Annotated in this window: 21 protein-coding genes and 1 riboswitch; all 21 genes read right to left on the bottom strand. The window is 28.6% G+C overall.

Annotation, left to right across the window (positions count from 1 at the left end):
• Positions 1–24: 24 nt before the first annotated feature.
• The 21 genes from ACWOA3_RS05360 to ACWOA3_RS05260 all read right to left on the bottom strand — a co-directional run bounded on the left by ACWOA3_RS05360 (position 25) and on the right by ACWOA3_RS05260 (position 21,623).
• Complete coding sequence (locus ACWOA3_RS05360) at positions 25–1,104, bottom strand: PIN/TRAM domain-containing protein (protein WP_442566192.1); 1,080 nt, start codon at positions 1,102–1,104, stop codon at positions 25–27.
• A 235-nt stretch (positions 1,105–1,339) separates the two neighbouring features.
• Positions 1,340–2,722: a DNA repair protein RadA gene (gene radA, locus ACWOA3_RS05355; protein ID WP_204644434.1), complete on the bottom strand. Its 1,383-nt coding sequence runs from the start codon at positions 2,720–2,722 to the stop codon at positions 1,340–1,342.
• Positions 2,723–2,724: 2 nt separating this feature from the next.
• Complete coding sequence (locus ACWOA3_RS05350) at positions 2,725–5,199, bottom strand: AAA family ATPase (RefSeq protein ID WP_442566193.1); 2,475 nt, start codon at positions 5,197–5,199, stop codon at positions 2,725–2,727.
• A gap of 4 nt (positions 5,200–5,203) precedes the next feature.
• Positions 5,204–5,722, bottom strand: coding sequence for a CtsR family transcriptional regulator (locus ACWOA3_RS05345; RefSeq protein WP_003146905.1), 519 nt, complete (start codon positions 5,720–5,722; stop codon positions 5,204–5,206).
• A gap of 218 nt (positions 5,723–5,940) precedes the next feature.
• Complete coding sequence (locus ACWOA3_RS05340) at positions 5,941–7,200, bottom strand: solute carrier family 23 protein (RefSeq protein WP_442566194.1); 1,260 nt, start codon at positions 7,198–7,200, stop codon at positions 5,941–5,943.
• Positions 7,201–7,335: 135 nt separating this feature from the next.
• A riboswitch (purine riboswitch) is annotated at positions 7,336–7,437 on the bottom strand.
• A gap of 126 nt (positions 7,438–7,563) precedes the next feature.
• Positions 7,564–8,496, bottom strand: a complete 933-nt coding sequence (locus ACWOA3_RS05335) for a dihydroorotate oxidase (protein WP_003146907.1) — start codon at positions 8,494–8,496, stop codon at positions 7,564–7,566.
• A 166-nt stretch (positions 8,497–8,662) separates the two neighbouring features.
• Entirely contained in the window at positions 8,663–9,040 is a 378-nt protein-coding gene (locus ACWOA3_RS05330; protein ID WP_456884532.1) for a DUF302 domain-containing protein, read from the bottom strand.
• Between the two features lie 198 nt (positions 9,041–9,238).
• Positions 9,239–9,415 (bottom strand): hypothetical protein, encoded by a 177-nt coding sequence (locus tag ACWOA3_RS05325; protein ID WP_456884531.1) that lies wholly within the window; start codon positions 9,413–9,415, stop codon positions 9,239–9,241.
• Positions 9,416–9,548: 133 nt separating this feature from the next.
• The gene (locus ACWOA3_RS05320) at positions 9,549–11,267 is read right to left on the bottom strand and encodes an ABC transporter ATP-binding protein (RefSeq protein ID WP_456884529.1); all 1,719 of its coding nucleotides are present in this window, start codon (positions 11,265–11,267) and stop codon (positions 9,549–9,551) included.
• Positions 11,257–13,005, bottom strand: coding sequence for an ABC transporter ATP-binding protein (locus ACWOA3_RS05315; RefSeq protein WP_456884527.1), 1,749 nt, complete (start codon positions 13,003–13,005; stop codon positions 11,257–11,259). Before ACWOA3_RS05315 ends, ACWOA3_RS05320 begins: the two co-directional genes overlap by 11 nt.
• A gap of 172 nt (positions 13,006–13,177) precedes the next feature.
• Positions 13,178–13,729 (bottom strand): GNAT family N-acetyltransferase, encoded by a 552-nt coding sequence (locus ACWOA3_RS05310; protein WP_456884525.1) that lies wholly within the window; start codon positions 13,727–13,729, stop codon positions 13,178–13,180.
• A gap of 10 nt (positions 13,730–13,739) precedes the next feature.
• Positions 13,740–14,789, bottom strand: a complete 1,050-nt coding sequence (locus ACWOA3_RS05305; protein ID WP_442566200.1) for an MsnO8 family LLM class oxidoreductase — start codon at positions 14,787–14,789, stop codon at positions 13,740–13,742.
• A 49-nt stretch (positions 14,790–14,838) separates the two neighbouring features.
• Positions 14,839–15,201, bottom strand: coding sequence for a TIGR02328 family protein (locus ACWOA3_RS05300; protein WP_456884523.1), 363 nt, complete (start codon positions 15,199–15,201; stop codon positions 14,839–14,841).
• Positions 15,185–15,589 carry a YbgA family protein gene (locus ACWOA3_RS05295; RefSeq protein ID WP_456884521.1) on the bottom strand — a complete coding sequence of 135 codons (405 nt, stop codon included), beginning with the start codon at positions 15,587–15,589 and terminating at the stop codon, positions 15,185–15,187. Before ACWOA3_RS05295 ends, ACWOA3_RS05300 begins: the two co-directional genes overlap by 17 nt.
• A 26-nt stretch (positions 15,590–15,615) precedes the next feature.
• Positions 15,616–16,299 (bottom strand): DUF6994 family protein, encoded by a 684-nt coding sequence (locus ACWOA3_RS05290; RefSeq protein WP_456884519.1) that lies wholly within the window; start codon positions 16,297–16,299, stop codon positions 15,616–15,618.
• Positions 16,300–16,461: 162 nt separating this feature from the next.
• Positions 16,462–17,397: a hypothetical protein gene (locus ACWOA3_RS05285; RefSeq protein ID WP_442566204.1), complete on the bottom strand. Its 936-nt coding sequence runs from the start codon at positions 17,395–17,397 to the stop codon at positions 16,462–16,464.
• A gap of 106 nt (positions 17,398–17,503) precedes the next feature.
• Positions 17,504–18,244, bottom strand: a complete 741-nt coding sequence (locus ACWOA3_RS05280; RefSeq protein ID WP_456884517.1) for a TraX family protein — start codon at positions 18,242–18,244, stop codon at positions 17,504–17,506.
• A gap of 188 nt (positions 18,245–18,432) precedes the next feature.
• A complete protein-coding gene (locus ACWOA3_RS05275; protein WP_456884515.1) occupies positions 18,433–18,819 on the bottom strand; it encodes a hypothetical protein in 387 nt (128 codons plus the stop codon).
• A gap of 104 nt (positions 18,820–18,923) precedes the next feature.
• Entirely contained in the window at positions 18,924–19,598 is a 675-nt protein-coding gene (locus ACWOA3_RS05270; RefSeq protein ID WP_456884513.1) for an ABC transporter ATP-binding protein, read from the bottom strand.
• 7 nt (positions 19,599–19,605) lie between these two features.
• A complete protein-coding gene (locus ACWOA3_RS05265) occupies positions 19,606–20,682 on the bottom strand; it encodes an ABC transporter permease (RefSeq protein ID WP_456884511.1) in 1,077 nt (358 codons plus the stop codon).
• A 212-nt stretch (positions 20,683–20,894) separates the two neighbouring features.
• Positions 20,895–21,623 (bottom strand): alpha/beta hydrolase, encoded by a 729-nt coding sequence (locus tag ACWOA3_RS05260; protein ID WP_456884509.1) that lies wholly within the window; start codon positions 21,621–21,623, stop codon positions 20,895–20,897.
• Positions 21,624–21,686: the final 63 nt, after the last annotated feature.

The following is a 21,686-nucleotide window of genomic DNA, read 5'->3' as shown; positions in this document are numbered from 1 at the left end:
ATTTTTTCAAAAAAAGCAAATTAATTAAACAATTCTTGTGAATATTATTCTTCCTGAAGATGTTTGTAGTACACTTTGCACCTCAACTTCGACAGTTTTTCCTACGGCACGTTTACCATTTTCAACAACAATCATTGTACCATCTTCAGTATATGCTACACCTTGATTATTTTCCTTACCTTCTCTTAGAACCTGAACTTCTAATTTTTCACCTGTAGTTAACATAGGTTTTACAGCATTACTTAAATCATTAACATTTAGAACCTTAATCGATTGTAAAGTAGCAAGTTTATTAAGGTTATAATCAGTTGTTATAATAGCACATTTATATTTTAAAGCATAGTCAATTAGTAGATTATCTACACCTTTATGCTCGTTATAATTGTATTTATTATCTATCTCGAGATCAATCTCTTTCATTTTTTGGAGATGTTCAACACAATCTAACCCTAATCGACCTTTGGCACGTTTTAATGGATCCTCTGAATCTGAAATTAATTGTAATTCTTTTAATACAAACTCAGGAACAATAATCTTCCCTTCTAAAAATCCAGTTTTAGCAACATCTTGAATACGTGAATCAATTAAGGAACTTGTGTCAACAACCTTAGCTACAACTTTCTTAGTCTTAACTTTAGGTTCTTTTTCTTTAGGTTTATTTCCAAATTTAAAAGCTGTAAGGATATTTAAAAATTCACCTTCACGTCTATATCCTAGTACCAACCCTAAGTATCCAAAAATAATATAAATCACAGCTGAGATAATTCTTCCCATTATTCCTGCACCAGCTATAACATCAACTCCTGATGAAAGTAAACTGGCTAAAAGTAACCCAAGAATTAATCCTATTGTCGTGAAAACAATTTTTTGTATTGGTGTTCTTGAAAGACGATCTTCGATTCTTTTTAACATTGCTACAAATCTATCTGAAAATAATAAAGACATTAATACAAAAAATACTGTAGTTCCAATTGTAACAATGATTCTTAACGTCGTCTCACTCATTGAAGTAAATATATTATAATAAATCAATGCACTAGTTGAAAGTGTTCCGACAGTTATTCCTAGAAAAAAGGAAATTGTAATTATAACTTTTTTCAACATAAAAATCACTCCTTTAAATATTTAATTGTAATTTAAAATTATTAATTATTCTCTAATAATTTTATATTGTATGATAAAGAGATATAAAACGTCTCTTCTAACTATTCTACTACATTCTACTTAAAATTAACATAATTAAGTTCAAAATAATTTAAGTATTTTTAATATTTTTTTATACTAATAGATGAATAGAGAAATTAAATTACTAAAACTCTATTCACCTATCATAATTTATTTAAAAAACATTGCTAAAAGCTATGTCTAAACATTCTCTAATATCTTTTACCGGAATTATTTCAATCCCATCTGGAAAATCAGAATTTTTCATATTGCCTATTGGCACTATAACACGTTTAAATCCATGTTTTTTAGCCTCATTGATTCTTTGTTCTATTCTACTTACTCTTCTAACTTCACCAGTTAATCCAACCTCACCGATGAAACAATCATTCATATTAACCGCAATATCTTTAAAACTTGAAGCAACAGCCATGACTACACCTAAGTCTACAGCAGGATCATCAATTTTAACCCCCCCTGAGACTTTAACGTAGACATCTTGTTGTTGAAGTAAATACCCTGCTTTCTTCTCAAGAACAGCCATTAATAGGATTAATTTATTATACTCTAATCCAGTAGAAATTCTTCTTGGGTTATTAAAAGCAGTTGGTGTAGTTAGCGATTGTATTTCTACTAATAATGGTCTACTACCTTCCATTGTACTTATAATTGTTGCCCCTGCAAGATTTTTACTTCGTTCCTCAAGGAACATCTGCGAAGGATTAGCTAAATCTTCTAGTCCACTATGTTTCATCTCAAAAATACCAATTTCATTAGTAGATCCAAAACGATTTTTTACCGCCCTAAGTATTCTGTAACTATGTTGACCTTCCCCTTCAAAATACAGTACAGTATCAACCATATGCTCAAGCATACGTGGCCCTGCAATAGTTCCTTCTTTAGTAACATGTCCTACTATAAAGATAGCTATGTTTAGACTCTTAGCAATCTTCATAAGTTGTTGTGTGCATTCTCTAACTTGGGTAATACTTCCCGGAGAATTTTCTAAGTTAGGGTTATAAATTGTTTGAATTGAATCGATAACTAAAAACTGAGGTTTTATTTTTTTTACTACTTGATAAATTAAATTCAAATCAGTTTGCGCATAAACAAAAAGTTCATCCGTATTATTTTTTAATCTATCTGCTCTTATTTTAACCTGCCTTACAGATTCCTCACCTGTTACGTAAAGAACATCGTGTTCTTTGGCTAAATATGCTGATATTTGAAGAAGTAAAGTAGATTTCCCAATACCTGGATCCCCTCCTAAAAGTACTAACGATCCTCCTACAACTCCTCCACCTAAAACCCTATTTAATTCACCACTATCTGTAAGTGTTCGTGGAACATCCTGTGTAGAAACTGATTTTAGTTTCCCAGCTTCTACACGTTCTGTATCATTTGTTTTAACTTCAAATTCTGTATGTTTAGTAGCCTTCTTTGCTTCAACTACTTCTTCCATAGATGCCCATTTTTTACAATTAGGGCATCTTCCCATATATTTCAAACTTTGGTAACCACAGGCATTACATTCATATTTAACATTTACCTTTGCCATAGTTACCTCTTAGTTTTCTTTACAACAAAACTATCATTTTTATAATCAATATTAATAGTCCCAGTTAATTCGGGATTTCTTAATAGTTCTTCACTTAATAAGTCTTCAATATTTTTTTGAATACTACGTTTCAATGGACGAGCTCCATATTCTTTTATACTACCGTCTTCAACGATTTTAGCCATAGCTTTTTTCGTAAGTTTAATAGTAATATCTCTATCTGCTAATCTCTTAGATAATCCATCTATTAATAACTCAGAAATTTTTTCTAATTCTTCTCTTTCAAGAGTTTTGAAGACAATAATATCATCTATTCTATTTAAGAATTCTGGACGATATTGTTTTTTCAATGCTTCCATCATAGTATTTTGAACGTTTTTATAATCATTTTTGATAGATTCACTTCCACCGAATCCTACGAATTTTTGATCATTTAGTTCACTCACTCCAACGTTAGAAGTCATGATAATAATAGTATTTTTGAAATCTACTACGCGACCTGAAGCATCTGTTAAACGTCCATCATCTAATACTTGTAATAAAATATTAAAAATAGATGGGTGAGCTTTTTCAATTTCATCAAATAATACTACAGAATATGGTTTTTGACGAACTTGTTCTGATAATTGTCCCGCTTCCTCATATCCTACATAACCTGGAGGAGCTCCAACAAGTCTACTAATAGAGTGTGGTTCCATATACTCACTCATGTCAATACGAATCATATTATCTTCTGAACTAAATAGTGCTTCAGATAAACTTTTCGCAAGTTCTGTTTTCCCTACACCTGTAGGTCCTAGGAAAATAAAACTTCCTATTGGTCTATTAGGTGCTTTAAATCCGCTTCTTGCTCTTCTAACTGCTTTAGCTAGGCTCACCACAGCCTCATCTTGACCAATAACTCGTTTGTGTAAAATTTCTTCTAATTTTAGAAGTCTTTCACTTTCAGTTTCTGTTAATTTAGTAACAGGAACCCCAGTCCAAGCAGCAAGAACTTCAGCTACATGATCAGCACTAATTTTAATTTTATCTTTTGATAAACTATCTTGCCAAGAAATTTTAAATTGTTCAATTTTACTAATTACTTGGTTAACTTCATCACGTTTTTTTGCTGCTATTTCAAATTCTTGATTAATTACAGCTCTATCTTTTTCTTTATTTAAACGACTTAATTCATCTTCATATTCTTTTAATTTCTCTGGAGATTTATAAAATCTTAGTTTAACTTTAGAACAAGCTTCATCGATAAGGTCAATTGCTTTATCTGGTAAACATCTATCAGTAATATAAGTTGTACTTAACTTAACCGCTGCATCTAAAGCTTCATCTAAAATTTCCACATTATGATGTTCTTCATATTTATGGCGTAATCCTTCTAGAATTTTAATTGAATCTTCTGTATTTGGTTCTTCAACTTTAATCGGTTGGAATCTACGTTCTAAAGCTGCATCTTTTTCAAAATATTTTCTATATTCTTCGGTAGTTGTAGCTCCTATACATTGAATTAAACCACGTGATAATGCTGGTTTTAAGATGTTTGATGCATCAGCACTACCTTCAGTTCCTCCAGCACCAATTATCGTATGAATTTCATCGATGAATAAAATAATATCTCCTGCATCTTCAATTTCAGTAATAATATTTTTTAATCTTTCTTCGAATTCACCACGATATTTAGTACCTGCAAGTAAAGTTCCCATATCTAGAACCATAACTCTCTTACCCAATAAATTACTAGGAACATTTTGAGATACTATTCTTTCCGCTAAACCTTCAACAATAGCTGTTTTCCCTACCCCAGGTTCTCCAATTAATACCGGATTATTCTTAGTACGTCTATTTAGTATCTCTATCATTCGAGTAATTTCTTTATCACGAGCTAAAACAGGGTCTAATTTATTATTAAAGGCATCTTTTGTTAAATCCTTAGCTAATGAATTTAGTGTTTTAGTTTTTGCTGAACTATCTTCTGGTGCTTCTAATTTTTTAAATCCATCGAATAATTTAGACAGTAACCCCTGGCTTTGTTTTAATAATTCAAATAGTTCCGTAATTAACGCATCAACATTAACTCCTAACTTGTCAGTTAATAAACGAACAGCAGTCCCTGTTTTTTCATTAAGTAAAGATAACAGTAAGTGCTCACTTGTAACTACAAAACTAGATGTATCATCTGCAAACTGTTGACTTTTTTCTATAGTTCTAACAGCTCCATTAGTATAATCTATTTTCATTAGAACATTGCGATAAAAATCAGTACCTTCTAATTCTGCTTCATAAAAGTCTACTACGTTTTTTCTGAAGTCATCATAATAAACACCATATTTATTAAGTGTTTTACATGCTAATGTATTATTCATACTCAACATAGCTAATAGTAAGTGTTCAGTCCCTACAGCCTTAACACCAAAATCATTAGCTTCTTCTTTTGCTGTCGTTAGCACCATAAGGGCTGTTTCATTAAATCTTATGTACATAACCTTATCCTCTCTTATTATATTTTATATTTGTTAAAAATCTTATTGTTAAATCTTTTAAATTTGCTTTTGTTTTAGAAATCATCTCTTCAGCACTATTATCATCAATATGCTCTAAGAACTGATTATGCACTTCTGTAACAATCTCTACGCTATCTATAAAATGATTGTAATCAAATTTATCTATGTATTCTTTTTCAAGTAGAATTTTAGCTATTCTCATAGCTTCATCTACCTCTAAAATTTCATTATCTATTGTCTCAATTAAATAGTCTATGTAATCTTTATTTTTGTGAAGGGTTATTTTAGTAATCCTAATAAATCCTCCCCCTCCACGTTTACTTTCTATAATAAATCCATGTTCCGGAGTAAATCTCGTTTTTATTACATAATTTAATTGGGATGGTACACAGTCAAATTTTTGTGCGACATTACTTCTTTTAATAATTATATGATCTTCTGTTGCCTCATTAAATAAGTTCATAATATATTGTTCAAGAATATCTGTCATATTATTATTCATAAGGGCACCTCCTTTATTGACTAAAATTGACCTTTATTAAATTATACTACATCTACAATATTTTGTACACAAAAAACATTGATTTTTAAGCCTAAATACATAAAAAAAGAGAACGTTTTTATAAAATCGAAATATTATATAAATCAATATTATAAAGTCATTCTCTTTTTAATTTTTAATAAATTTCTATATCTAAATCACAATCTATATCTAGCTAATTAATTATTTAATTTTGATTTTCTATTAAATATTAAATTCATTACAATAGCAACTATTGTTCCTAGTACAATACCACTATCCGTAAACATACGAATAAAGCTTGGTAATTGTGAAAATGCTGTTGGTACTGTAGTAACACCAAGTCCTAATCCAACTGAACAAGCTATTATCATAAGATTTTCCTGTTTCGCAAAATCTGTATTACCTAACATCTTAACCCCATACGCAAGTACCATACCAAACATACTAATCATCGCCCCTCCTAATACTGGTTGAGGTACGATTGTAGCTAAAGCTCCGATTTTTGGAATAGATCCAAAAACTAGTAGTAAAAGCACCATTACATACATCACTTTTTTACTCTTAACACCTGAAATTTGCACAAGCCCTACATTTTGAGAATAAGTTGTATACGGGAATGCATTTACTAATGAACCTATCATTACAGCTAAACCTTCAGCTAAGTACCCTCTTCGTAAATCTGGTTCTTTAACTTCTTGATTACAAATATTTCCTAGGGCATAATATACACCAGTTGATTCAATCATACTAACAATCCCCACTATAACAAATGTTAAAATAGCACTCATGTTAAATTCAAAACCAGTAAATTTAAATGGTGTTGGGTGCTGGAACCAACCCGCTTGTGATACTTCTGATAAACTCACCAACCCCATAAAACTAGCAATAATTGTACCAGATACTAAACCTAGAAGAATAGCTATTGATTGAATAAATCCTGTAGTGAATTTATATATTACTAAAATAATTGCTAAAGTGATACATGCTAATAAAATATTTTTTGGATTCCCAAAATCTTTTGATCCTTGTCCACCTGCAATATAGTTCATCGCAACAGGCACTAAAGTAATACCAATAATCGTAACTACACTTCCTGTAACAACTGGAGGGAATAATTTAGCCACCTTTGCAAAGAATGGAGCTATTAAAACTACTACTAATCCAGAAACGAAAATAGCTCCATACATAGTTGGCAATCCAGAACTATTACCTATAGCTATCATCGGTGCTACTGCCGTAAAAGTACATCCAAGAACAACAGGTAAACCAATACCTGTAAATTTTCCTTTATATACTTGTAGGAATGTTGCTACCCCACACATGAAAATATCAACTGACACCAAATAAGTTGTTTGTTCTGCTGAAAGACCTAATCCACCAGCCACAATTATCGGAACAATAACTGCTCCTGCGTACATTGCTAGTACGTGTTGTAAACTTAATATAAAAGTTTTCAAAATTCTTATCTCCTTAGTTATATATTATTTTTTGACAAATATAACTATATAAATACAAAAAATCACCTATAATTACTTATAGGCGATTTAAAATTCTACTACAAATAATACTTTAAAAACTAGTTTAAAGTAAAATATAATAATAAGTATGCCCATAGTCATCAAATTTACGGTTTGATGGTAGAAACTTGCAAGCCATATTCTTGCCTTTATATGTGCTATATTTTGTCTGTACAATATATAATAACAATTTTCAAATTGATTTTCAAGTGTTATCCATAATTTATTTAATATTTTATTATCTATCATAGAAGAATTTAATACATTATTAGGTTCTCAAATAGAATCTTTAAGCCCCAATGACTAATCTATTACTTTTAGCTTACCTCTAAAGTCCTCTAAACTTGAGTATCCTTTTTCTTTCATGATTTCTTGTAGTTCTTTAGTTAATCTAGAAAATACTGAAACTCCCTCTTTATGTAAAGTTGTTCCTACTTGAACTAAATCTGCACCACATAGAATATGTTCGAATACATCTTTACCATTAATAACTCCACCAGTTCCAATAATTTTTATACTTGGATTTAATCTTTCTCTAAATGCACGAACATTGGCTAATGCTGTTGGTTTAATATATTCTCCACCAAGACCACCAAATCCACCTTTTGGTTTAATAACTACTTGTTCTTTATCTAAATCAATATATAAACCATTACCTACACTATTTACGCTATTTACATACGTAAGTGGATATTTATTAAGAATTTTTGCCATTTCATCAAAATGTGCAATGTCAAAATATGGTGGTAATTTAACACCTAGTGGTTTTGTAAAGAATGTGAATACCTCAGCTAATAATTTATCTGTAAGTTCAAAATCATAAGCAATCTGAGGTTTCCCAGGAACATTCGGACATGACAAATTAAACTCTGTGACCCCTTCATATTCGCTCTCTTGAATTTTCTTTAATAAACCAACATTCTCTTCATAACTCATACCAGTAACTGATAAAAACTGTAATTTTGCTCCAGATTTTTGACGCTCAATAACATAGTCTAAATAATAATCTAAACCATTATTTGGTAATCCCATTGAATTAATACTTCCTAAATTTGTATCATAATATCTTGGTTCAGGATTACCTGCTCTATAGTCTCTAGTTGCAGTTTTTGTAACAAAAGCCCCCGCTTCACTATTAGCTAATTCATCTAATTCCTCGATAGTCATACAGTGTACCCCTGATGCATTCATTAACGGATTAGATAATTCTACATCTAAAAAATTTGTTTTTAACATTCTTCATACCTCCTATGTTTACTAACAATAGTTTATCACAAATAAATTCTAATAACCATTGTTAAAGCTAGTTTTAGATTTGTATCCAAGTAAAAAAAGAAGGAGATAAAAAATCAATTTTTTCTATCTCCTTCTATAGAAGTTAGTAATAAATAAATAATTCTTATTATGCTTCTATATACTTAATTATATCTAAATATAAATTGTCCATCTTAGGTAATATTTCTTTTATTCTATCAGAATGATTTTCTTTTAACCAAGAAGTAGGTTTTTCATATAATACTTCTGTCTTATCTTCTCTCTTAATAAGTAATAATTTAAGTGGTAGGTTAAAACTTAGATATAAGTCATCTTTCATTAGTAATGTTCCAACTTTTGGATTCCCAAAAACAACATATTGAATATCCTCTAATTCTAAATCAACGTTTCTAGCGTATTCACCTTGGTTAATATTTAGAAATTGGTGAATATTATTTTTTTCTAAATATTCATCTACTTTCGATTTTATATTTTTAAATTCGTCATTAATTAGATACTTTTCCATAATTTACCTCAAATAAATACTAATATACTTTTTTAACCATATCTTAGTATAAAAAAGACATTTACACAAATAATTTGTACTTTTCTTCTAAATTTTAAAATGTTTTAATATCATTTTTTATTGAAAAAAGTAGAAATCTAAGCAACAAAGTACACCTAGATTTCTAATAAAATTTTTCTTACTTGATAAAACCTCTTTTTATTTTCTCGTATAGCCCAACCCTAAGCATGCTAGCAGAGCAAAACCTAATAATCCTAACATAGAATCTTTCATTCTTGTATTTGGAAGTTGCTTCTTAGATTTTCCTTTTGAGTTAGTAACTTTTACAGATTCTTGAGATATTTTATCATCTTTAATTTCTTCATTCTCAACCATTTCTTTTTTTGTTTTCTTCGCATCTACAATGTTTATGACTTTACCAATAGCATCAGTAACTTCTTTTTGTTCACCTCCTATGTTAAAAGAAATACCATATCAATATTTTTTAGTAAATTATTTTTTATCTTATTTAATACTTAAAGCTCTCTACTGCTTTTGATCTCTCAATTAGTTTTCTATACACCCTAGAATGTTCTAACAAGTAATTATGTGTTCCTTGGCACTCAACTATTCCATTATCTAAGACTATTATTTTATCTACATTCTCTATTGATTTAAGTCTATGAGAAATAACAATTACTGTTTTATTTTTTATAAGATTATTTAAACTATCTTGAATTTTTTTCTCATTTTCCACATCTAAAGCCGCAGATATTTCATCTAAAATAACAATTGGAGAATCTTTTAAAAATACTCTAGCTATCGATAATCTTTGTCTTTCTCCTCCAGATAAGGTTGCACCATTTTCACCAACTATTGTATTGTAGCCATTTTCTAAATCATCTATAAAATCGCAACAAGCCATCTTCGCAGCTTCCATAACTTCCTCATCAGTAGCACTACTGCATCCTATTCTTATATTTTCCAAAATAGATGTATTGAATAATACGACATCTTGGAAGACGATTGAAACATATTTATATAGCGTATCTGTAGAAATTTCTTTTATATCATGTCCATCAATAATTATCTGTCCATCATCATAATCATATAATCTAGATATTAATTTTAAAATACTAGTTTTACCACATCCTGAAACACCTACTAGTGCTGTAACTTCATTTTGTTTAGCTGTAAAACTGACATCTTTTAATACGGGACTTTCTTTATCATAACCAAATTTCACATTTTTTAATTCAATACCAAAATTATTCAATTTAATTTCTTTACCTTTTTGAATTTGAGTCTCTTTTATCTCTTTGATTCGTTTAATACGAGAATCCAGGTAAAATAGCTCTGTAGTATTAGCAGCCAATCCATCAACTATATCTTTCATTTTCATCGCAACGAATATATAACCAATTAAGTATAATATATTAATACTTCCACTCGCATAAAGTGCTGTACCAACTATTATTACGACTACTAAAGTTCCTTGAGCAACAACCCATGATAAAAATAAAGGTATAAATAGTACCATTTCCACTTTAAGTTTTAATTTTTCACTTATATCCATATCTTTATTTAATTTTTCTCTTATCTTATTACCTAAACCAAAACTTTTTATATCTTGTTGAAGTTCAATCGCTTCTTGGAAACTTTCAGAATTATAACGAAGTTGTTCAAAATTCTCATATTGTTTTTTTAATTGAATTCTTTTAGAAACTAGTATTAGAGAATAACTTAGAACTACAGGTATCATTATTGATAAACCTAAATATATATTTCCAACTAACATAAGTATAGACATAATTGGGAAAAATAGAATAAATCCTATAATTTTTGCCATTGCATGACTCATTGCATGCTCTATTGCTTCAACATCTTTCATAACAGTTTGACTTATATCTGATAAGTTGTGTTTTGAAAAATAAGCAAGTGGAAGTTTGCTTAACGTTGTAGCTATATCTATTCTTAAATTAGCACTTTCTTTATAGGTTGCACTATATAATGCATCGTACTCTTTAGCCAAAAGTACATATATAACAATCAGTACCACTATTGATATTACTATATATAGATATTTACTTTTAACATTTCCTAACAAAAGTTCATCTACTAATATCATAAGTAACATAGCAGGAAACATATTTGAAAAATATACTAGAAATGATAAAATACTAGCTTTTATTAAATCAGTCGCTCCTTGATTTGTTAAAGCAAACCAATTTTTAATTTTATTTTTCATAATTAACCCTCCACTCATTTGCTTTATTATATAAACTTTGGAGTTTTTTATACTCACCATCTAAAGCCATCAATTCTCTATCAGTTCCACGTTCAATAATATTCCCATTATCCATTACTAATATTTCATCAACATTTCTAATACTAGGTAATCTATGAGCAATCATAATAACTGTTTTATTTTTTATTAGATTTGAAAATGCGCGCTGTAATTCATATTCATTTTCTGGGTCTACTGCTGCACTAGCTTCATCCATAATAATAATTTTTGCATCTTTTAAAATAGCACGAGCTATAGCAATTCGTTGTTTTTCACCACCTGATAGATATACTCCTTTAGTACCTATTTGAGTTTGTTCTCTTTCTCTGAATTTATCAAGAATACTATCACATCCCGCTAAACTCATGGCATTCATAACTTCTTCATACGATGCATCAGCTTTACCGATTTTAACATTCTCATATATTGATGTTTTAAATAATTTAACATTTTGAAAAACAAAAGCAATATTATTAATTAAAGTCTCTTCAGTATATGAACTTATACTTTTATCTCCAATTTTGATAACTCCACTATCTACCTTATAAAAACCAGAAATTAGTTTTGCAATAGTAGATTTACCACTACCAGATGATCCAACCAAAGCATAGCTTTTATTTTCTTCTAAGCTAAAACTCAAATCATTTATAATTTTTTTATCAGTATAACCAAAGCTAACATTTTCAAATGTAATATTATAATTTTCAAACTCCTCATTTGAACCAAATGTTAATTTATTACTATTCATCTCTTCAAAAAGGCTCTCTAGCTTTTCAACAACAGATTGCCCCATAAATGCATACATCGATACATACATTATTGCCATTAATGAAACAAACAGTGCACCGCTTAAAAACAGTACCATAATCAATTCAACAGCTAACATTTTTGGATCTTCAATATTGTAAAACAGTAAAAGAATTGGGATTACCATAGCTATAAAGCTAAAAAAGAACCATTGAAATCCAACAAAACCTCTTTTACATGACAAAGCATATTCTAAAGAATATTTAGAATAATTTTTTATGGCTGTATTTAAGGCTTTAAATGATTCAACACTAATACCAAAAATTTTAATAACTTGAATTCCTCTAACATACTCTACTGTTTCACTACTTAAAGTTTCTAAAGATTCTTGATAAATCTTCATAAATTCTTTTTCACCAGTCATCATAGATAGAGATATTCCTCCAACAATACTCAGTATTATCAGAATAATCCCTACTTTTATACTAACTAAAAATCCAAGGATTAATAATAGAATTGGCATTAATATAGCTCCAGCATTATCAGGTATTAAATGTGCTACAATCATATGTGTATCCGTTGCATTATCATCTATTATTTTTCTAGTTTTTCCTGAAGGATGAGTGTCAAAAAAACTAAAGCTCGCTTTTGATAATCCTTCAATTCCATATTTTCTAAGATTTGTTTCCAATCTAAATCCTAATACATGTGTTACTAATCCAGAAATTCCATATAATGTAATACCAATAATTAGTAAACCAACTATACAAAATCCATAATACTTAGCATTTTCTATATTATTATTAACAATTATTTCAATTAAAAACTTACTTAAATAATAATATCCCCATACTTTGAATACTACTGACAACATAGATAATAAAATCCCTATATATGCCAAATATCGTTCTTTAGGAACATAAGATAAAATTTTTTTATATACTGTTAACATAATTTCCTCCTTATTTTTTTATAAACTCCCATTTAAATTAATACTTTAACAATAATTTAAAACTCTTACATTAATTTTATCACTCTTATTTGTAATTGTAAATAATAACTATTATCAATTATATATAAAAAAGTAAAGAATTGTTAAAATTCAATTCTTTACTTTTTTATACTTATTTATTTAGTTTTGTGAATATATCTAAGTCTATATATTCACCATTCAATACTTCGTGTTCTACTAGTATAGCTTCTTTAAAATAACCTAAACGTTGAGGAACACTTGCACTCTTATAATTTTCAGGATGTACCCTAATTTGTAATTTATGTAGTTTTAATTCGTTAAATGAATACTTTTCTATCATATCAACAGCTTGTGTCATTATGCCATAACCTTCGAATTTTTCACTTAGCCAATAGCCGACTTCAGCCCTTTTTGAACTTCTATTTATATTATGAAGGTCAATCATTCCTGCCACATTTTCATCTACTAGAATAATAAACATCATCATTTCTTCTTTATGAATTTTTTCTATACTATACTCAAGGAATTGTTCCTCATCCTGAACTGATTTCATATCCATTACCCACGGTAAGTACTTTGCTAGTCTTAATCTTTCATCTACTATTACTTTATAAATATCTTCAGCATACTCTAAATCCGGTAATACTAATTTACATTCACTACCATTGTTTAAAATAAACTTCTTTGTTTTATAAATAAACATTGTACACTCCCTATTCGTTTTCTAATTCATCTACAGCTTCTTTTAATAATTCATATGAATAATGTTGAGCTTCTTCATCATAAATATATGAATTTATCATTAATTCATCAAACTCTACCCTGCGTTTTAAATCAGCAATTTGTTTTTTTACTGTTTCTTTACTACCAATAAACGAAATTTTAGTCATTTGTTTAACTACAGATTTCTCATGATCTACTATTTCATCGTGTTCAAAAGCTATTGGTCCAAAGTGTGGTACCTTAGTTGTAGCAATATAATTTTTCCAAACCGCTTCTTCAGATTGTACCGGTGGAACCATCCCCTGAGGATTACTTGTAATAATATTTAAAAATGATTGAATCTGAGTTGTTGATAACCTCTTCGCTTCTTCATCCGTGTCTGCGACAACTGCATTAGCTCCTAAAATTACATACGGTTCACTCAAAACTTCTGATGATTTGAAGTAATGTCTATAAATTGCTACTGCATTTTCCATCATAGCTGGAGCGAAATGTGATGCAAATGCATAAGGTAGTCCTAGTTCAGCAGCTACATATGCACTATCAGTACTAGATCCTAGTATATATAATGGCACATCAAGCCCTGCAGCTGGATATGCATGAACAGGTCTATTATCTTTAAAATACTCTGAAAGTTCTACTACTTCTTTTTTAAAATCCATCTCTCTATTAGTATTTCTTCTAATAGCACGTGCAGTATTATAATCTGTACCTGGTGCTCGCCCTAACCCTAAATCAACTCTATTTGGATAGAGAGTCTCCAAAGTCCCATATTGTTCTGCTACTATATAAGGACTATGATTAGGTAACATCACACCGCCCGAACCTACTCTAATATTACTAGTGTTATCTAGTGTACGTTGGATTAATAACTGCGTTGCGCTACTAGCTACACTTTTTGTATTATGATGTTCTGCAATCCAATATCTTTCATATCCTAATTCATCAGCCTTTTTAGCTAATCTAATCATTGCATCTATAGCATCTTTAAAATTCTGCCCCTGTCTTAATGGAGCTAAATTTAAAATTGAAATTTTCATAATTGTCTCCTTACTTATTTTCTATCAATATTTTAATAGGAATATATAACTAAATAAAAATATCCTTTTGAGCTAAATTCTCAATACACTCATCATAGTATTTCTCATCATGTTCTTTATAAATTGGTTTATTGATTTTATACTCTTTTAGATTGTTATGAGGAGCACAAATTTTTCCTCTGTAATTTTTATCTAGCCATTCTTTGCTGACATTATAGCCTCTTTTCTTCATTTCCTGCATGATTAATTCATGATACTTAAAAAGGAAAAATGGCTTATGTTCAAATACATAATCTACCGTTGCATGTTTCTTACCCCAACCATTTCCTCTTAATGCACAACACTCTCTATGCTGGCCTAAAAGTTGTTGCCTTGGTAATTTTGATATCAGTTCTTCATGCCAAAGTCTCATTTTGTCCTCCATTGATAAAAGTAGATTCTTCTAAATATTTATTTGGATATTTATTTAAAAGATGTTTTACTTCTTTTATCAAATCTTCTTTTTTGTATTTATTATTATGATATTCTTCAATTATTTCGAAAAAATTATCTTTTTCTTCTTTTGTTGCATATTTTTTGAAATATCCCCAGACATGATGTAATGCATTCGTTACTTGTCCTTTATCTTCAGGTAAATTTACAGCTTGTTTTATAAGCTCATTCACTTTACTTAGAGATACTTCTTCTTGCTTTAAATACGTTCTAATTTCTAAGTATATTTTACTCGAGTGACTTAAAACAAGATATTTATTTTTTGCCCATAACTTTTGACATTGAACTCTTTCTTCTTTATTATTCATTTTATCCTTTCAAAAACAGTTTGTTTTTATTTTAAAGCCATTACATTTCTTAGATATCCTACTAATGAATCATTTAATTCTTTCCCTTGAATGTATTCAAGTATTATAGAACCATCATTTTTTTCTATATCTAATACATTATAATTTTCATCAACATAATTATTAAATTTCATTTTATTAATAAAATCAGGAAAATCCTTAAATTTTTTCAACCAAATTTTTGTAGTTCCATTATTATAGGCTTTTTCCATGGGTGTTTTTTTACAATTAAAATACATTTTTAAATCATATAGCAAACAATCAATTCGGTCTTTATAGATGGCATATCTATAGGTATTTATTGTTGGTAGTTTATGTCTTGGCCATATAAAATGTAAATCTAATTTTGATCTTATAGTTTCATAATCTTTAATCCATTTTGAATATACTTCATCATTTATTTTTACCAGTTGTTTTCTACCACATATTACATCTGCAGATAATATTATTTTTTCGTTATCTACATAATCAATAAGTTTTTTCCCTTTTCTTTCTAAATTATACTTTTCGCTTAATTTTATATATAATTCTTCATCACACTCATCTGCATCTAAACACAGCTCCGTGAAAATTATCTCTAAAAAATCCGAATCATTTTCATTAAGAAATTTATAAAAATCACTATTATAAAATTCATTACATCTCACTATGTTTTCTTTGTATATCTTCATACTAGTCATTCTCCAACTTTTAAAATTCTATAATTACTATCTTCTAATTGTAAATCCCACACTAATATTGTATTATATTTCATTATCATTTACTACAAATTAATATCACAATATATGTAAAAAGTTCCTTATTAAGTTATATATTAATAAGAAACCTTTTTATTAGATTTTTGTTGTATTAAATTTAACCATGTTCTTTTGATTTGCTACGTCCATTTTTATACGCAATAAATTTAATAGATTGTCATTATCAATCGATACTTTTCCCGAGTCGTCTACTTGAATTGCAAGGTATTGTTTTTCTTTTGCCAAATAATCCATGCCTTGTAAATTCACATATCCATCACCTTTGAAATCAACTGATGCTAAGTAAAAAATAAATTTAGAAAATCCTTTTTCTGCAATATTTTTACTTGTTGCATTCATTTGAGCTAACGGCTCAAAAAATGTTTTGTAGTTTGGTTTATAAGTAGCTTTAACCGTGTATTGATATGTATCGATAGTTGGGGCGATTAAAGATAAGTAAACAGTATTACCCTCAACTTTATAATCTATAAAATCATAAGCTCCAGCCTTACCATAAGCATTACCATTAACTTTAAGAATCATAGGACCATATTCATTCATATCATAATTAATATTTTGATATTTAAAATTAACATTTTCTTCCGATGGAATCATAGATTGTTTTAAATCATTCCAAACCTTTTTATACATTTCTTTTTGATTATTAAAACCTGCTGCTTTCACAATAACATCGATATTTTCTTGGTTTACATAGAATGCATCAACAACTTTAAGTGCTTCTTGTACTTTTTTATCAGTTATGGTTTTACGTTTTTCGGATAATTTACTCTGAGCTCGCTTTAATCCAGTTAACTCGTGATCAAAACTTTTCCCAGTATTTTGCTCAGTATAAGTACGTTTAGTACCAACAGGTGAAACTTTAGCATTCCAATCAAAATCTTTACCTGGACCCTCAATAGTTTTTTGTTTTTGCTCACTCTGCTTATTTTCAGTTGATTGTTTAACACCACACCCAACTGTACCAATAGATAACAGTGTTGCTACTGAAATTAATAAAATATTTTTCTTCATATACTTTCCTCCTAAATAACTATAATATTATAATCACTATGATTATACCATAACAAAAAAAGAAGTGCTAATTTTAATATACACTTCTTTTTAATAATTTTTACTTTTAGAGTACCAATGAAATATTTCCATATAATATTATTCTAAATATACCTATAATAGCTAAATGTATTGGATAATAGTAGTAGAAGAACCACTTAGAACCAATATGTTTTCCTCTGGTACCATCATATCTCATTAATAATGGTAGAGAGAATAAAGTTGCAAACTGTAATACTCCATAGAATACATCTATAAAGATAATATAAATAGCAGCATAAACACTTATCCATATAACATAATCGAGTATTTGTTGTTTTTTACTATCTCTATGATTATATAGAAAGAATGGCATCATTAGGGCTATTGAAGACCAATCCGCTACAAAAGTTAATAAACAGAACACAATAATTGTTAAAATCTTTAATGTATTATTTATCTTCTCATTTTTAAAGATTGCGATCAATGCAACCGACATCGCCAATGGGAATAAGACACTTGTTTTATTAAATATACTTCCTGTAGTTATATCAAATGGTACACCTAGACCGAAGCAAAATGCAAAGTGACTGATAACAGCAAAGCTAATAATTCTAAAGAAATATTTTTTAATATTTTTTGTATAATAACATCCTTCTGCGATAAAATACCACATAATTGGCGCTGTTAAACGTCCTACTATGTGCATAAATACTGGTATCGGTTCTTTAACTAAACCTGGATATAATAGCCACGCTAAATGATCAATTGTCATAGCAATAATAGCTATATATTTTAACTGAGTTCCATCAAACTTTAAATTTTTCATTTTCTTCCTTTCTATATTATTTTGACTTTATTTAAAAATATTAGTTTATATATTACTCATAAATTTAGGGTAATGAGAATACTCTACACTAAGATATATTATCATATTAAAATACATTATACAATTATTTATCTAAACAATATATATAATTCAAAAATAAAAAAGACTTTCAAGAATAAAAGTCCTTCTTATCTAAACATGGCTATTTCTAGACTATCCATATATTGAGCTAATGACTTATTAAATTTTTCATAATCAGCTACTTGAAATTCCTCTGTAGCACAGGCTACTGAACATCTAGCTACTTGTAGTTGATTAAAAAATGTTATCATTAATGGTACACCTATTATTTTAGAAATACCTCGTATTGTCATCTTTCCAGCTTCTTCTAATTCCATAACTTGTTCTTTTGAATTTATATTTACTATTTTATCATCAACTAAGACTTCAACATTATCATAGTAATCATAAGCTAATTCAACACCTCTACAAATATGCTCCCAACCTACTCTATAAGTCAAGCTATATTCTGCAAATAACCATCCATTTTCTTTTTCTACACCTAGTAAAAGCATATTATTTATCTCCTATATATTTATGTATTAGTTTAATTATATTCTAACTTAAACTTATAAGCAATAAAAAATGCCTAAGTTATTTCACTTAGACACTTTATATATTATCTTTCTTTTGTTAAAATTCCATCTTTCATTCGATAAACATGATCACATTTTTCAATCATTCTATTATCATGAGTTACCATAATAATTGATTTATTTTTTTCTCTACATTCTTTTGAAAGTAAATCTACAACTTCAAACGCTCTATCTGAGTCAAGACTTGCTGTAGGTTCATCAGCTAAGATGATTGCCGGATTATTGTAAAGAGCTCTAGCAATAGCTAATCGTTGCCTTTCTCCACCTGATAAGTCTTTTGGTAATTTATTTTCTAAATGATCTATTCCTAATTCTTTAAATAGGGAGTTTTGATCTTGAAGTGTTTGTTTTTTTTGCTTATTTATTCTATCAACTAATTCTAACTGTTGTTTTGCAGTTAAAAATGGAACAAGATTAGATGCCTGCAGAACAAATCCAATATCATTAAATCGTAACTTTGACCTTTCTTTCTCAGATAGATTAGTATAATCTTTTCCATTAATAATTATTTGACCTTTTGATGGAGTTTGTAAACCACCAGCTAACGTTAAGAAAGTTGATTTTCCTGAACCTGATGGACCTATAATCGCAATAAATTGACCTTCTTCTATTTTAAAATTTGTTTCTTTCAGAGCTTCTATCTCTTTATTTCCATCTTGATATGATTTAGTAACATTTTTAAATTCTAATACATTCATATGACACCTACCCTATTGCTTTTAATGGATCAATTTTTCTAATAGCTAAAACAGAGAATAATGTTCCAACTAAAGAAAAAATAATCAAACTAACGAAGATAATACTGTAATAAAGTCCATTTCCTAAAAATGGTACTGCTGATGGTAATACAAGTGATGTTACCCACGTTCCAACCAAACCTAGTATACTTCCAACTAATGAAAGTAAGAATGTTTGCGATAAAACAGAAATTCCAATAATTCTATTCGAGATTCCTTGGGCTTTCATTATACCAAAGATTGGAGTTTTCTGAATAGTAAGTACATACATAAAAATACCAATAATAATAGCAGAAATCACTATTAGGAATCCTATCATTAGTCCAAATGTTAAAATTTGAGCACTATAACCAGGTAATTCATTAATAAAATCAGCTATACTAACTTTTTGGAAGATAGAACTGTCGTAATCCTTTAATTCTCCTTTTACTACGAAAGCATTAATCATAGGATTATCAGTTGATTTATTATTACCATATTTCAACACTTGAAAATCATTAATATTCATATATACTACAGGCGCAACATTAAATCTTGATTTTTCCGTGTAACCTACTATTTTTAATTCAATATCCGAGTTAGCAGTCTTAATAGTATCACCTATAGAATATCCTTCTTTTTCAGACAAACTTTTTTCAATAATAACTTCATTTTTAGATTCAAAAGTTCTACCTTGAATTATTGGAGGAATTAAAAAGCTTCCATTATTTACTCCAAAAATACTGATTTTTTGTTTAACATCGACATTTAAACTCTTCTCAGTTTTAGAAACTGTAACCATTTGACTAAAAGGTTCAACATTATCTGCAGATAAAGATTCTTTATCTGATAATTTTAGATTAGATAAACCAATAGTTTTATTTGCTTCTGAAGAAAGCAATACCGTATCCGCCTTCCAATGATCAATTGAAGATCTATTCTGGTCTATCAATCCAAAAGCTAATCCTGATAAGAAATACATTAAATAAGAAACCAGTGTAAGAAGTCCTACCATCAGACTATACCTTAACTTAGCATCCTTTATTTCATTAATAGCTAAAAACATTTTTTCTCCTTAAAATATAAAATTTTTATTCATAAATAATAAATTGCATTATACTAAGCATATAGAATAAAACTTGTAAAGTCAAGTTATTAAACTAAACCGAATATCTATTGTCGCTATTTATGATTAAATTATATTTTTCGATATAAAACTAAAAAGGCATTTAGAACCTTCCAAATACCTCTTTTGTTAATAGCAAATTATTAAAATTATTATTTATTAATCCAACTGTTTACTGTATGAGCAATTTCTAGAGGATGCTCCATATACATCTCATGACCACAATTTTTTAGTAACTCAACATCAAAATATTGTGGAAGTTTATCTAGTGATATCTTTCTCCATTCAGGTTCTTTATCATATGCTGGAGCTATAAATAATACGTTTTTTGATTTTAAATTTCTTTGATATGATCTAATAACTCGACGTAATTCAAGTAAATAAGAGACTTTTTCGAAATCTAAATCTAACTCAAATTTTTCTAATGCACTATTATAACGATATGAATTTTTTAATGCTTCTTCGAGATTTTCTGACCAATAATAAGATTGAGATTTTTCATTGGCTATAACTTCTTCTAAATTTGTAAAAGTATGCTGGTCAAAATAAGCTTTTGCTGCTTCTAACTCATTTTCAAGAGGCATTATTTCATCTAAATTCAAATAGCCTCCATCTAATAAAATGAGTTTAGTTACTTTCGGACAACGTGATGATAAAAATCTAGCTAAATCACCACCTAATGAATGACCAATCAGATAAACCTCTTCATCATCTTTTATTGCATTATTAAACCAATTTTGTAATATTTTTTTATCTTGTATCATTTCTTTATAAGGATTTAGAAAAACAGTATCTACTTCAAGCTCTTGAAAGAAATCCTTTGCGAAATAATAATTACTGCCTAAACCACCTATAAAATATACTTTAATTTTTTGATTCATCAATTCTTCCTTCTCCTAAAATAAATTAATTTTCTAGAAAAATACTATAAACGATTATATACT

The sequence above is a fragment of the Gemella taiwanensis genome (genome assembly GCF_054054385.1).
This window is presented reverse-complemented; position numbering and strand designations above follow the sequence as displayed.

Excerpts from the sequence above, each read along its gene's own strand:
- ACWOA3_RS05260 (WP_456884509.1), bottom strand. The coding sequence starts at position 21,623 with ATGAATCAAAAAATTAAAGTATATTTTATAGGTGGTTTAGGCAGTAAT.
- ACWOA3_RS05330 (WP_456884532.1), bottom strand. The coding sequence starts at position 9,040 with ATGGAAAAGTATCTAATTAATGACGAATTTAAAAATATAAAATCGAAA.
- ACWOA3_RS05280 (WP_456884517.1), bottom strand. The coding sequence starts at position 18,244 with ATGAAAAATTTAAAGTTTGATGGAACTCAGTTAAAATATATAGCTATT.
- ACWOA3_RS05315 (WP_456884527.1), bottom strand. The coding sequence starts at position 13,005 with ATGTTAACAGTATATAAAAAAATTTTATCTTATGTTCCTAAAGAACGA.
- ACWOA3_RS05305 (WP_442566200.1), bottom strand. The coding sequence starts at position 14,789 with ATGAAAATTTCAATTTTAAATTTAGCTCCATTAAGACAGGGGCAGAAT.
- ACWOA3_RS05350 (WP_442566193.1), bottom strand. The coding sequence starts at position 5,199 with ATGTACATAAGATTTAATGAAACAGCCCTTATGGTGCTAACGACAGCA.
- ACWOA3_RS05360 (WP_442566192.1), bottom strand. The coding sequence starts at position 1,104 with ATGTTGAAAAAAGTTATAATTACAATTTCCTTTTTTCTAGGAATAACT.
- ACWOA3_RS05265 (WP_456884511.1), bottom strand. The coding sequence starts at position 20,682 with ATGTTTTTAGCTATTAATGAAATAAAGGATGCTAAGTTAAGGTATAGT.
- ACWOA3_RS05310 (WP_456884525.1), bottom strand. The coding sequence starts at position 13,729 with ATGTTTATTTATAAAACAAAGAAGTTTATTTTAAACAATGGTAGTGAA.
- ACWOA3_RS05270 (WP_456884513.1), bottom strand. The coding sequence starts at position 19,598 with ATGAATGTATTAGAATTTAAAAATGTTACTAAATCATATCAAGATGGA.
- ACWOA3_RS05325 (WP_456884531.1), bottom strand. The coding sequence starts at position 9,415 with ATGGTTGAGAATGAAGAAATTAAAGATGATAAAATATCTCAAGAATCT.
- ACWOA3_RS05295 (WP_456884521.1), bottom strand. The coding sequence starts at position 15,589 with ATGAATAATAAAGAAGAAAGAGTTCAATGTCAAAAGTTATGGGCAAAA.
- ACWOA3_RS05275 (WP_456884515.1), bottom strand. The coding sequence starts at position 18,819 with ATGCTTTTACTAGGTGTAGAAAAAGAAAATGGATGGTTATTTGCAGAA.
- ACWOA3_RS05335 (WP_003146907.1), bottom strand. The coding sequence starts at position 8,496 with ATGTTAAAAACAAATTTTTTAGATGTAGAATTATCTAATCCGTTAATG.
- ACWOA3_RS05320 (WP_456884529.1), bottom strand. The coding sequence starts at position 11,267 with ATGAAAAATAAAATTAAAAATTGGTTTGCTTTAACAAATCAAGGAGCG.
- radA (WP_204644434.1), bottom strand. The coding sequence starts at position 2,722 with ATGGCAAAGGTAAATGTTAAATATGAATGTAATGCCTGTGGTTACCAA.
- ACWOA3_RS05345 (WP_003146905.1), bottom strand. The coding sequence starts at position 5,722 with ATGAATAATAATATGACAGATATTCTTGAACAATATATTATGAACTTA.
- ACWOA3_RS05285 (WP_442566204.1), bottom strand. The coding sequence starts at position 17,397 with ATGAAGAAAAATATTTTATTAATTTCAGTAGCAACACTGTTATCTATT.
- ACWOA3_RS05300 (WP_456884523.1), bottom strand. The coding sequence starts at position 15,201 with ATGAGACTTTGGCATGAAGAACTGATATCAAAATTACCAAGGCAACAA.
- ACWOA3_RS05290 (WP_456884519.1), bottom strand. The coding sequence starts at position 16,299 with ATGAAGATATACAAAGAAAACATAGTGAGATGTAATGAATTTTATAAT.